This window comes from Pseudonocardia ailaonensis (genome assembly GCF_039531635.1).
GTDB classification, from domain to species: Bacteria; Actinomycetota; Actinomycetes; order Mycobacteriales; family Pseudonocardiaceae; genus Pseudonocardia; species Pseudonocardia ailaonensis.
Map to the genome: position 1 here is coordinate 73,024 of NZ_BAAAQK010000023.1, position 12,028 is coordinate 85,051.

Annotated in this window: 9 protein-coding genes; 2 read left to right on the forward strand and 7 right to left on the reverse strand. The window is 75.4% G+C overall.

Translation table 11 applies throughout. The annotated features are described in order from the left end of the window. Window positions 1–143 precede the first annotated feature (143 nt). Complete coding sequence (locus tag ABD324_RS27675; RefSeq protein ID WP_344423748.1) at window positions 144–530, forward strand: cold-shock protein; 387 nt, start codon at window positions 144–146, stop codon at window positions 528–530. 63 nt (window positions 531–593) lie between these two features. Here the strand turns inward: ABD324_RS27675 and ABD324_RS27680 are convergent, their stop codons facing one another. The 7 genes from ABD324_RS27680 to ABD324_RS27710 form a co-directional block, all read right to left on the reverse strand. Then, a complete protein-coding gene (locus ABD324_RS27680) occupies window positions 594–1,421 on the reverse strand; it encodes an endo alpha-1,4 polygalactosaminidase (RefSeq protein ID WP_344423389.1) in 828 nt (275 codons plus the stop codon). 67 nt (window positions 1,422–1,488) lie between these two features. Continuing rightward, window positions 1,489–2,916, reverse strand: coding sequence for a hypothetical protein (locus ABD324_RS27685; RefSeq protein WP_344423392.1), 1,428 nt, complete (start codon window positions 2,914–2,916; stop codon window positions 1,489–1,491). Then, on the reverse strand, window positions 2,913–5,297 hold the full coding sequence (gene pelF, locus ABD324_RS27690; protein ID WP_344423395.1) for a GT4 family glycosyltransferase PelF: 2,385 nt from the start codon (window positions 5,295–5,297) through the stop codon (window positions 2,913–2,915). The genes ABD324_RS27685 and pelF overlap by 4 nt, the downstream gene beginning before the upstream one ends. After that, window positions 5,294–7,246, reverse strand: coding sequence for a hypothetical protein (locus ABD324_RS27695; RefSeq protein ID WP_344423398.1), 1,953 nt, complete (start codon window positions 7,244–7,246; stop codon window positions 5,294–5,296). The genes pelF and ABD324_RS27695 overlap by 4 nt, the downstream gene beginning before the upstream one ends. 150 nt (window positions 7,247–7,396) lie before the next feature. Beyond that, the gene (locus tag ABD324_RS27700; protein WP_344423401.1) at window positions 7,397–7,867 is read right to left on the reverse strand and encodes a DUF2771 family protein; all 471 of its coding nucleotides are present in this window, start codon (window positions 7,865–7,867) and stop codon (window positions 7,397–7,399) included. A 10-nt stretch (window positions 7,868–7,877) separates the two neighbouring features. After that, window positions 7,878–9,665, reverse strand: a complete 1,788-nt coding sequence (locus tag ABD324_RS27705) for an MFS transporter (RefSeq protein WP_344423404.1) — start codon at window positions 9,663–9,665, stop codon at window positions 7,878–7,880. 80 nt (window positions 9,666–9,745) lie between these two features. Then, window positions 9,746–10,531, reverse strand: a complete 786-nt coding sequence (locus ABD324_RS27710) for a glutaminyl-peptide cyclotransferase (RefSeq protein WP_344423407.1) — start codon at window positions 10,529–10,531, stop codon at window positions 9,746–9,748. Between the two features lie 281 nt (window positions 10,532–10,812). Between ABD324_RS27710 and ABD324_RS27715 the strand changes: the two genes are divergently transcribed. Further along, complete coding sequence (locus ABD324_RS27715; protein WP_344423410.1) at window positions 10,813–12,009, forward strand: DUF3027 domain-containing protein; 1,197 nt, start codon at window positions 10,813–10,815, stop codon at window positions 12,007–12,009. The last annotated feature ends 19 nt before the right edge of the window (window positions 12,010–12,028 follow it).

Sequence of the window (12,028 nt, forward strand, 5' to 3'; positions counted from 1 at the left end):
TCGCGCGACTACGCTGGAGTGCGCGCGTCCCGGTGTCGCTCGGCGAGCCCACACCCGTGAGCAGCCGATCCTCGGGGCGCGTTCGTCGTGCGCGGGGCGTGCGGCGGGGGAGTGCGGTACCGAACGAGGAAATGGTGAGCAGGGTGCCGACCGGCAGGGTCAAGTGGTACGATGCCGAGAAGGGCTTCGGGTTCCTCTCCCAGGACGGGGGCGAGGACGTCTACGTCCGCAAGGCCTCCCTCCCGCCTGGCGTCGAGGCGCTCAAGGCCGGCCAGCGCGTCGAGTTCGGCATGGCCGAGGGCCGGCGCGGCCCGCAGGCGCTGTCCGTGCGGGTGGTCGAGGCCCAGCACTCCGTGGTGGAGGCGACGCGCCGCCCCGCCGAGGAGCTCCACGGCCTGATCGAGGACATGATCACGCTGCTCGACTCGCGGATCCAGCCGGACCTGCGCAAGGGTCGCTACCCGGACCGCAAGACGGCCAAGCTCGCCGCCGAGGTCGTCCGCGCCGTGGCCCGGGACCTCGACGGCTGAGCTGTGATCACCGTTCGGGACCCATCGGCGCCGGATGTGGCGTCGACGGGTCCGAGCCGGTGATCACCCGGGACAGGCCTCGCGCGGGGCGGTGAGGTCCTTCGGCTTGCGGATCGACTGGAAGGCCTGTCGGGAGGAGTCGGCGCAGAACTCGGCGGTGCTCAGGGTGTACTCCACGTGGAGCACCGGCTTGCCCGCCTTCACGAACGGCTCGAGCCGCGCGCACTCGCCGTACTGGGCGCACTGCTCGTTGACCGCGAAGTCGAACGAGGGCTCCAGCGCCGCGACCTGCTCCAGGTCGTTCTTGAGCCCGATCGTCAGGCCGCGGTCGTGGGCGAGCCTGGCGACGAACCGGTTGTACGTGAGCTGGTCCGCGGCGGTCAGGCCGAGGCCGTTGCGGTTGGCGTAGCCGTCGACGTTGTCCGCCTCGACGCCGTCGAAACCCTTCTGCCGGCACAGGTCGAAGCGCTGGGAGAGGAAGGGGCCCAACAGGTCCGTGCGCCGGATGTCGTACCAGTGCTCGCCGGGCCACTCGGCGAGCTCGTCGCCGCGGACCACCTCCGGCAGGGCCGCGGAGTCCCGCCGCCAGGTCTCGGAGGCGCCGGCGTTGACGTAGCAGATCACCGTGCGCCCGGCCGCCTTCAGCTCGCGGACCGTCGACTCCGGGGTGTCGAACAGGTCGACGACGAAGGTGCGCGCCGGCACGGTCGTGTCGATGCGGCCCTGCAGCTGGTACTGCCAGCCGCTGCCCTGGGGTGCGACGGCCTGCTGGGTCGCGGCGACCGGCACCGCGGTGGTGCAGGCCGCCAGCGCCAGGGACACCGCCGCGAAGGGCGCGGTGCGCACCCTCCGGAACATCCTCCAGAACACGTCGCCCAGTCGTTCGGTCATGGCGCCACCTCTCGCGGCAGGCCTTTCGGCAGGTGCCGATCGGTGGGGTGTGCGTGATCGGCGTGGTTCACCGGTGCGCCACGGGGAGGGCGGCCTGGCGGTGCACCAGCACGGAGTGGGCGACGAGCAGGACGGCGGCCACGCCCGTCTGCCAGATGATCGCGGTCAGGTCGCTGACCGTCCGGTCCGCGACGACGTGGACGGCCACCAGCACGGCGGCGGCGATGCCGCAGGTCAGCAGCACCGTCTCGATCCGGCCGAGCAGGTTGAGCACCATCGCGCCGAAGATCGCCGTGCCGAGCAGCGCGTAGTCGAGGCCGAGGAGGACGTAGCGGGCGTCGTCGAGGCCGAACAGGAGCGCGCCGAGGGCGCCGAGCACGACCGTCATCGCCAGCAGCGATCCGGCGAACTTCAGGTGGGCGGCCAGCAGCTCGCGGCGCATGGCCCGGGCGAACTCCGCGGTGCTGTGGGCGGCCTCGAGCAGGCGGGCCGACCGGCGGCGGTGGTCGCGCAGCAGGATCTCCGCGACGCCCATGCCCAGCACCAGCGGCAGCGCGGCGAGCGTGACCGACAGCGGCAGCGACTCGTAGTTGAGGACGGTCAGCTCGAACAGCGCCGGGTGCAGCACCAGCATCGAGACCATCAGGCCGTAGACGACCTGCAGGCCGGCGTTGCCGACGATGACCCGGGGCAGCGGCTGGCGGGGGCGGGCACCGCCGCGGGTGGCCACCATCGCGAGCCCGAAGGCGAGCACGACGCTGACGGCGAGCCAGATCACCTCGGGACCGTGGGCGGTCTGGCCGGGGCCGGTGAGCGGGGCGGCGATCCGGCCGTCGAGCGCCCCGAGGACGGCGCCGGCGGCGGCCGGCACGAGGGCGATCGCGAGCCGGGCCTCGTGGCCGGTCATCAGCAACGCGGCCGCGGAGAGCAGGTAGACGGTCTGGCCGACGAGCAGGGCGACCGTCCACAGGGTGACCTGCATGGTCGTCGTCCAGATCAGGGAGCCGAACACGGCGACCACCGCGACCAGCGTGGAGCCCGCGGTGCCGGCGAGGATCGCGCGGCGCAGGAACCGGCGGGCGGCCGGGAGGTCCAGCGCGCCGACGTAGGACCAGGCCATGGACGTCACGCCGTAGCCGAGCGCCCAGCTCAGCGCGAGCCCGCCGAGCAGCAGCGCGGACTCGACCTGGTCGCCGGCGGGGAGCAGGGCCAGCGCGATCAGGGCGGGGACGGCGTAGAGGGGGCCGCGCGCGGCGAACCAGCGGGAGGCGCCGATGCCGGCGTGGACGGGCGGGGGATCGGCCTCGGGTTCGGCGCGGGGGAGGTCGCGGGCGTCCCGGACGGCGGCGTCGGCGAGGGTGAAGACGTCCGGGGTGGCGTAGCGGAGGTGGGCCACCCGGTCGTTGATCCCGCCGCTCTCCAGCGCCACCGCCACCTCGGCGGGATGGGTGGAGGTGCGGGCGGCGTCGGCCAGCTCGGGCGGGAGGCGCCTCATCGCCGGCCCTGCGGGGGAGCCGTGCGGAGCACCGAGGTGGGGGAGTCGACGGCGTGGCGGGGGATCCGCGGGACGACGGTCAGGGCGCGGGTGGGCGGCTCGGTGGTGGGCGGCTCGGTGGTGGGGGGCTCGGTGGTGGGCAGGGCCGTGGCGGTCGGCAGCGCGGTGGTCGGGGGATCCGCGGGCCGCACCGTGACGAGCACGGTGGTCGCGGGGTCGGGGCGGCGGACGGGGCGCAGGGACGTGGTCGCGGCGGCGGTGTCGTCCCGGACGTCTCGTACCGGCGCCATCCGGACCGCGGGGAACGAGGGGTGCTCGCGCCCGGGCCGCTGGACGGGGAGCGCGGGGATCACCTGGGCCGGCGAGTGTTCCGGACGGGCGAGCGGGAAGGAGGGGTGCTCGGCCGACGGTCGGCCGGGCGCGGGCCGCCGGACCGGGAACGACGGATGCTCGGCGCGTGCGGGCTGGGGCCGCGGGACCGGCGGGGACGGCTGTTCGGGGCGCCCTGTGGAGCGGGGCCGGTCCCCGGGCCTGCCCTCCTGTGGAGCAGGGGACGGAGCCGGGGAGGGGCGCCGGACCGAGGAGGCGCGGTCGGCCGGCGGGAGCGGGAAGGAGGGGTGTTCCGCCCGTCCACGGGGACCTGCCGGTGCTCCCGCCTGCGGGAGAGCAGGGGCGGGGCGGGGGATGTGGGCGTCGACCGCCGCCCGGAGCGGCATCGCCGGGGCGGCGAAGACCACCGGGGGAACCGACGCCGGGGCCGCGGAGACCCGGGCCGCGGACACCGGGACAGCCGACACCGGGGACACGGACACCGGGACGGCCGACGCCGGGACGGCCGACGTTGGGGACCCGGATGCCGGGGACCCGGACGCCGGGGAACCGGACACTGCCGGGGGTGCGGCGGGCCGGGCCGGGGCGTTCGCCACCGCCGCGGCGGGGGTGGTCGTCGGGCGGGGGGCGGGGATCGGGGTGCGGTGGACCAGGGATCCGTAGACCCCGCGGAAGTGGTCCGTGAAGCGGTCCAGGGAGAACATCTCCAGGGCCCGCTCCCGGCCCCGCGCCGCGAGCCGCGCCCGCAGGACGTGGTCCTGGAGCAGGCGCACGCAGGCCTCGGCGAAGGCGGTCGCGTCGGCCGCCGGGACCACGAGGCCGCCGTCGCCGACCGCCTCGGCCATCCCACCGACGTCCGTGGCCACGGTGGCGCGGCCGGACATGGCGGCCTCGATGATCGTGAGCGGCAGGCCCTCGGACTTGCTGGAGAGCACCACGAGGTGTCCCTGCCGGAAGGCCTCGGAGACCGGCGAGACCGGGCCCTCGAACGTCACCGAGCCGCCCAGGCCCAGCGCGGCGACCTTCTCCTCGCAGCGCCGGGCGTAGTCCTCGTTGCCGGCGGGGACCCCGCCGAACAGCTTGAGCCGCGCGCCGGGGACCTGCCTGCGGACCTGCGCGAACGCCGTGACCAGCAGCTCGATGTCCTTGAGCGGGTCGATGCGCCCGACGAAGGCGACGGTGGGCGCGGCGGGCTCGGTGGTGAGCAGCGGCAGGGCCGCGGGGTCCACACCGTTGTGCATGATCCGGATGCGCTCGGGCGAGGCGCCGCCGCGCAGCGCCCACCGGGCGTTGAAGCCGCTGACGGGCGCGATGAGGTCCGCGGTGCGGTAGCAGAGGTCCGTGAGCCGCAGGAAGAAGCGGATCTGGGCGGTGCGCGCGGCCCGGCTGTCGCCGCTACGGCGGATCGCGAGCATCCGTTCCCGCAGGTAGACGCCGTGCTCCGACAGCAGCACGGGGGTGCCGCGTTCCCAGCGGGCCAGCGCGCCCATCAGCGCGCCCGGCCCGTTGGCGGTGGCGTGGACCAGGTCGGCCTCGAGCACCGGCAGGTCCAGCGGCCGGAGGAAGTGCTCGATCAGCTCGGTGACGGCCACCGCGTCGGCCATCGTGAGTGTGTCCGAGCTCAGCACCGCGCGGTGCCGCGCCCAGGCCTCCACGAACACGTCGACCGCCCGCTGCCCGCGCAGCAGCGGCGTGAGCGGCCCCTCCGCGGCGAGCTGCCGCAGCGCGCGGATCCCGGCCTCGAACGCCGCCGCGGTCGCCGGCGTCTCGGCGCCCAGCACCGCGTCGAGCAGCCCGGACCAGATCCCCGCGAACCGCTCGACCACCTCGCGCGAGGCCCGGCCGCGCCTCGGCGGCGCCCACAGCCCGATCCGCGTGACCGCGGTGACGCTGTCCGGCACGGTGAACGCGAGCGGCTCGTGCCCGGAACCCGACAGCGCGACGACCTCGAACTCCACCTCGGGCAGGCAGCGGATCAGCTGGTCGCACCAGCCGCTCACGCCACCCGGCTGGATCGGGTAGGTGCCTTCGGTGACGAGGGCGACCTTCATCGTTGCTCCCGGGTCGTCAGGGTGCGGGCGCCTTCGGCCGGGAACCAGCCCGACCGCACGCCGCCGTACGGGTCCCCGAACTCGGCCCCGTCCAGGCGGGTGCCGGGCGGGACGGTGAGGGGGACGTCGACGTGACCGTCCGACTCCACGGTCACGACGCCGTCGATCACATAGCCGCCGACCCGGCCCTCGTCGACGGCCCTGGCGAACGCCGCCCGCCCGTTGAGGACGTCCCGGGTCGCGGTCATCGGCGGCGTGATCAGCGGCCGGGCCTCGGTGAACAGGGCCCGGTAGCCGGCCAGCACGCGTTCGAGGATCGGGTAGAGCGTGCGGTCCTCGGTGAGCTGCGGCTGGTGGACGTAGTGCGGGCGCGGGTCGTTGGCCAGGGCGTGCCGCAGGGTGAGCGCGGTCTCCGCGGGGATCACGACGTCCCGGAACCCGGTGACCGGGTTGGCCGGGGCGATGCAACTGCCGTCCGGCTCGCAGCTGCCGTCGCCGCCGTCGGCGCGCGCGGTGGAGATGTAGTTGTACTGGTCGACGGTCTCGGCGAGCGTCGCGGTGTTGAAGTCCAGGTTGATGGGGTGGCGGGGCACGGTGTTGGCCACGCCCAGCATCCGCTGGTCGGGCTCGGCGGAGGCGTCCGAGGCGAGGGTGAGGATGCCGGTGTCGGCGAGCGCGCCGGCGAGGTTGGGGTTGTCCTCGGGCATGCGCGGCGGCTTCCTCAGCCCGCCGTGCTCGCCGGTCACGAGCTCGGCGGGCTCGATCGGCAGGCCGTGCGTGCGGGCGAAGTCGATGTTGCGGCTGATCTCGTCCGCGATCGTGCCCTCGCCGACGTAGCGGGTCCAGCCGAACAGCGGCACCGTGGCGCACTCCCACGGCGTGACCGAGAAGTCCCGGACGCAGCCGAGGTAGGAGTGCGTGTACGTGTGGTTGATCCAGCCGAACTCGTCCTTGGCCGCCACGAGCGCCGCGGTCAGCGGGTCGGCCGGGCCGGCCGAGGCGCTGCCGCCGCCGTTGTACGCGAGGTCCATGCGGAACCCGTTGCGGCGCTGCCACTCCACGGCGTACGCGACGTCGGCCGCGGTCATCCGGATCACCGGCCGCGGGCCGACGGAGGCGGGGCAGTCCGAGCCGGCGGTGCAGTGCACCCCGGGCACCCAGCGGGCGTTGGGGAGCAGGACGTCGTCGATGTGCACGGCGAGCCACGCCCGCTCCAGGCCGAGGTGCACCCCGCGGGTGAGCCAGCGGGTCAGGCCCGGGGCGAGCACCTGGAACTGCGGCAGGTCGATGCCGTAACCCATGGTCAGCAGGGCCTCCTCGCGCCCGCCGCCGGTGCGGACGCCCGCCACGGCGAGCCCGCCCTCGACCGTCACCCAGCTCCGGAAACCGGCCGGGGCGCGGAAACCCTCTACCCAGGAGTCGTCGAAGTGGGGGCTCGGGTCACCGAACGGGACGGGCCCGCGGTTGGCGGAGAACTCGGCGCCGAGCGCCTCGCGGGTCAGAGCGCCGCCCTTGCCGTCCATCGCGCCGCGGAAGGCCGGCTCGGGCAGCCCGCTGGTCACCCCGGGCACCGCGTGGGCGGAGATCTGCCGGATAGCGAAGCGCCGCTCGTACTCGTGCAGGGCGGTCAGCTCGGCGGGGTCGAGCTCGTCCGGGGCCGGGCCCGGGAGCACCACGCCCTGGAACCTCGCCCGCGGCCGCCCGCCGACCTCGTCCGCCAGGAAGCCCCGGTCGACGCGCGGCCGGGCCGGATCCTGCAGGTCCAGGACCTGCACGGGGACACCGGTGCGGTCGAGCCAGTCGAGGAAGGCCTCGGGCTCGCGGGTGCCGTCGGTGACGACGAGGACCTGCAGGTCGATGCGGGGGCCACCGGCGGGAGCGGCGACCGCCTGCGCGGGGAGGACGACCAGCAACGCGAGCACGGCGGCGACGAGGGGAGCGACGCGCACGGGTCAGCGGCCTCGCCTGCGCACACGGACACTCGACACGACCACTGTTTCCCCCGGGGAGCTCGACGGAGCCCCCCGGATCGGCGGACGCCTTCTCTCACTCGATCGGGTGATCGTGCCCGACTGTTACCGAATATCCGATTCGTCGGCTCACTTGGTGACGACGAGCACCCAGGTCCCGCGGGCCGGATAGTCCAGCTCGCCGGTGGCCGGGTTCGCGACCGGCGCCGCCCCCAGCAGCTGCACCTGCGCGGTGAGCAGCGTGTCCTTCGGGTCGGGCAGGGTCAGCGTGTAGCTCTGCTGCGCCTTCGGGGCGAAGACGGGGCTGCGGCCGTTGACCTGCTGGCCGTTCGGGTCGGCGTAGGCGAAGACGACCGACCACGGGGCCTCGGACACGTCCGTGGGCACGGAGACCTCGACGGTGCCGCCGGCCGGCACCGCGAGCGAGGCCTGGGCCGCCTGGTCGTCGCTGCAGTCCTTCATCCTCAGGTCGCAGAACTGCGAGGGCCCGACGGTCTGGGCGGTCTGGCCGGTCTTCCAGGTCACGGTGGGCTTGGCGTCGCTGCCGCAGCCGGCGAGGAGCACGAGCGAGAGTCCGAGCAGGGCGAGCAGGCGGCGCATGGGTCCGAGGTTACGGAGCGGCGCCGGCGTGCTGCTTCTCGGGCAGCGAGGTGCGCCGGCCGATCCCCGGGATGAGCGACCGGCCCCGCCACACCAGGTACGTCTGCACCTCGATCACCGCGAGCACGCCCGCGACCACGGTGAACCCGATCCAGAAGGTGCTGTGCGGCAGCAGGACCCCCAGCGCGCCGCCGAACACCCAGGCGAGCTGCAGGACCGTCTCGGAGCGGCCGAACGCCGACGCCCGGGACTCCTCGGGCAGGTCCCGCTGGATGACGGCGTCGAGACACACCTTGGCCAGCGCGCTGCCGGTGGCGCCGACCAGGCCGACGATCGCCGCCGTCAGGATCCCGGGGAGGATCGCTGCCACCACGGCCGCCGCCAGGGCCGCCCCGACACAGCCGAGGACCACCGCCTCGGCCCGGCCGAACGCGATGCGCGAGCCCACGCCGTTGCCGATGAAGGAACCCGCGCCGGCCGCGGCGCCGACGATGCCGATCAGGATGAGCTGCTGCCTCGCGTCGCCGTCCGCCTGCTGCTTGACGACGAACGCGACGAACAGCGTGAGGAACCCGGTGAGCACCCGCGCGGCGCTGTTGCCCCACAGCGAGGTGAGCACGCTGATCCCCACCCGCTGCCGTTTGGCGCGACGGGTGGTGCGCAGCCGCGCGGGCACCTCGCCGGCGGTGATCTCCACCCACTTGGGGATGCGGGCGGCCAGGACCGCGCCGCCGATGCCCAGCGCCGCCGTGAAGTACAGGGCGCCCGGGGAGCCGAACAGATAGGCGACGCCGCTCGCGATGCCGCCGAACACGCCCCCCGCGAGCAGGCCGAACGTGGTCAGCCTCGAGTTCGTGGTGGCGAGGGTGATGCTCTCGGGCAGCACCCTCGGCGTGATCGCCGCCTTGAGCACGGTGAACGACTTCGACAGGACCATGGCGCCGAGCGCGGCGGGGTAGAGGATCCAGTTGTCGTAGTTCAGCGCCATGAGGACGGCGAGCAGGGCGCGGCCGACCATCGCGACGGACAGGGCGGCGCGGCGGCCGCGCTGCAGCTTGTCGAGCAGCGGTCCGACGACCGGGGCGACCAGGGCGAACGGGGCGACCGTGATCAGCAGGTAGAGGGCGACGTTGGTCTTGCTCTCGGCGGTCGCGGCCGCGAAGAACAGGGTGTTGGCCAGCGCGACGGCCACGGCGGCGTCGACCGCGTAGTCCATCATCGACGCGTAGGTGAGCGCGGTGAGGCCGGAGCGGTCCGCCCCGTCCGCGGTCGCGGCGCGCTTGAAGGTGTTCACGGCGCGGCCGGTGAGCTGCTTGCCGCGCATGGCCGCGACCCGGGTGACCGTGATCTTGCGGGGGAGGCCGGGCGGCACGGCGTCGGTGCGGGGCTCGGCGTCCTGGTCGTAGGGCGGTGCCTGGGGAGCCGTCGCGTCGGCCGGTGGTGCCTGGGGAGCCCTCGCGTCGCCCGGGCCCGGTGCGTGGGGGCCCCGGGCGTCGGCGGGTGGTGCCTGGGGAGCCCAGGCGTCGGCGGGGGGTGTGGGGCGCTGGTCGTCCCGGGCGGGCGGGCGCCAGGTCGGGTCCGTGACGGACTCCGACGGGTCGCGGCGGTAGCGGGCGGGGTCGTAGTCCGGGTCGTCGTGCCAGGGGTAGCGGCGGCGGACGGTGGGGGCGTACGGCTGCGGCTCGGCGCGCGACGGCTCTTCCTGCTGGTCGGGGCGCTGGTAGGCGGCGCCGTCGGCCACCGCCCACTTCCGGCGCGCGCGCCCGCCCCGCTTGGGGGTCCGGTCGTCGCGCGTCATGGGGTCCATTCTGCCCGCCCGGCGCCCGTCGCGGCGGGCTCCGGGCCGATCACCGTCCGCTCACTTCCGGGTGAGGGCGGTCACGGCAGCTGCACCCGGAAGGAGGCCGGCCAGAACTTCCCGGTGAGGAGGAACTCGTTCCCGGTCAGGTGGGCGATGCCGTTGAGCACGTCGGTGCCGGGGCGTTGCGCGGCGGTGAGCAGGCCGGACGCGTCGACCACCGCCGTCACCACGCCGGTGGCGGGGTCGATGCGGACCAGGCGGTCGGTCTGCCACACGTTCGCCCACACCGCGCCGCCGACGCACTCCAGCTCGTTGATCCGGGTGACCGGCCGGCCGTCGAGGGTGACGGCGACCGACCCGGTCTCGGCGAACGTCGCCGGATCGTGGAAGCGCAGCCGGTCCGTGCCGTCGGAGCGGACCAGGCGGTTCCCCTCGCTGCACAGGCCCCAGCCCTCGCCGCGGATCGGCACCTGGCGGCGCAGGGTCAGGGTCGCCCGGTCCCACTCGAGGGCGACACCGTCCTGCCAGGTCAGCTGCCAGATCGTCGGGCCGACGACGGTGAGGCCCTCGCCGAAGTCGTCGCCGGGGAGGGGGACGGCGCGGCGGACCGCGCCGGTGCCGGCGTCGATCTCGCGGAGCTGGGAGCGGCCGGCCAGGCCGGTGCTCTCGTAGACCAGCGTCGGGTCGTCCGGGGAGAGCTCGAGGCCCTCGGAGAACGCGGAGGTGTCGTGCGGGACCGAGCCGAGGACGACGGGGCGGACGGCCGGGACCTCCGCGACCGCCTCGGGTGCCGGAGCCGCCGCCGCGCAGGCGGCCGCGGCCGCGGTCACGGCTCCGACCAGCCCCAGCAGCACCCGTCGCACCGGCGCGATCCTGCCGTACGGCGCCGGCCGGGGTCGGGCGCCGGTCCGCGCGCGCCCGGGTGGCTCGTCGAGCGGTCCGACCGGCCCGACTCCTTCCGGCATCGGGTCCCGCGCGCTCGGGTGGCTCTGCTCGGCCGGGCGGCGTGCCGGCCCGCGCCCGGTCGTCGCGGCGGGTGCTCCCGGGATCCGGCGGCGAACGGCGGCCGTCGCCGCCCTCGTCCGGGGCCGGATGGCACAATCCCCCTGATGTGGGAGCGCCCGCCCCGTCGCGAGGGAGAACGATGACCACGGTGACCGAGAGCGGCCCGGCCGGGACGACCGCCACCGGGGCCGCGGCGGCTGTCGACGAGGCGCGCGCCGCCGCCGTCGAGGAGGCCACCGCGGACATGGGGGTCGCAGCGGCCCGCACCGCCGTCGGCGAGCACCTCGGGGTGCGCCCCGAGGGTCCGGACGTGGTGAGCCACCTGTTCGCGGCGGACGTCCCCGGCTACCGGGGCTGGCACTGGTCGGTCACGCTCGCCGAGGTGCCCGACGGGCCCGTGACCGTCAGCGAGGTCGTGCTGCTGCCGGGTGGGGACGCACTCGTCGCGCCCGTCTGGGTGCCCTGGCAGGAGCGGATCCGCCCGGGCGACCTGGGGCCGGGCGACCTGCTGCCCGTGGACCCGGACGACTCCCGGCTCGTGCCCGCGTACCTGCAGTCCGACGATCCGGCGATCGAGGAGGTCGCCGTCGAGGTCGGGCTGGGGCGCACCCGGGTGCTCAGCCGCGAGGGCCGGCTCGACGCCGCGGAGCGCTGGCGGGAGGCGCACGGGCCGTCCTCGGACATGGCCCGCTCGGCGCCCGGACATTGCGGGACCTGCGGGTTCTTCGTCTCGCTGGCGGGATCGCTGCGGGGCGGGTTCGGGGTCTGCGCGAACGAGTACACGCCCGCGGACGGGGCGGTGGTGTCCGTGGAGTTCGGGTGCGGGGCGCACTCGGACGTCGACTCGTCGGTGGCGGGCTCGCCGGTCCACGTCTCGGCCCTGGTCTACGACGACGGGGTGGACCTGGAGAAGGTCTCGCCGGCCGCGGCCGAGGAGACCGGCGCGCCGGCCACGGGCGGGGTGGCCGACGCCGCTCCGGACGGTGACGATTCCACTGACGTGGGTGCTGCGCCCGCCGCGGCCGCCGATGTCGCGGACGCGCCGGTGCCGGTGGTCGCGGACGAGATCGCGGACGCTCCCGCCGGGGAGACGGCCGAGGTCGAGACCGCGCTCGGCGGGGATCCGACCGTCGACGGCACCGCGGAGGTGTCTGCCGACGAGGTCGTCGCTGTCGACGACGTTGCAGCCGACGAGGTCGCGGTCGGCGAGGTCGCGGTCGGCGAGGGGGCCGCCGAGGTCTCGGCCGGCGGAGTCGAGGCCGGCGGAGTCGAGGCCGTCGGAGACTCGGCGGAGGGTGCGGCGGCGGGGTCCGCCGACCGGGGCGTGACCTCCTGACCCAGCCCGATCCCTTCGG

What these genes read in the sequence shown, in the direction of transcription:
- pelF (WP_344423395.1), bottom strand. Translation starts at nt 5,297, where the DNA reads ATGAAGGTCGCCCTCGTCACCGAAGGCACCTACCCGATCCAGCCGGGT.
- ABD324_RS27685 (WP_344423392.1), bottom strand. Translation starts at nt 2,916, where the DNA reads ATGAGGCGCCTCCCGCCCGAGCTGGCCGACGCCGCCCGCACCTCCACC.
- ABD324_RS27700 (WP_344423401.1), bottom strand. Translation starts at nt 7,867, where the DNA reads ATGCGCCGCCTGCTCGCCCTGCTCGGACTCTCGCTCGTGCTCCTCGCC.
- ABD324_RS27715 (WP_344423410.1), top strand. Translation starts at nt 10,813, where the DNA reads ATGACCACGGTGACCGAGAGCGGCCCGGCCGGGACGACCGCCACCGGG.
- ABD324_RS27705 (WP_344423404.1), bottom strand. Translation starts at nt 9,665, where the DNA reads ATGACGCGCGACGACCGGACCCCCAAGCGGGGCGGGCGCGCGCGCCGG.
- ABD324_RS27680 (WP_344423389.1), bottom strand. Translation starts at nt 1,421, where the DNA reads ATGACCGAACGACTGGGCGACGTGTTCTGGAGGATGTTCCGGAGGGTG.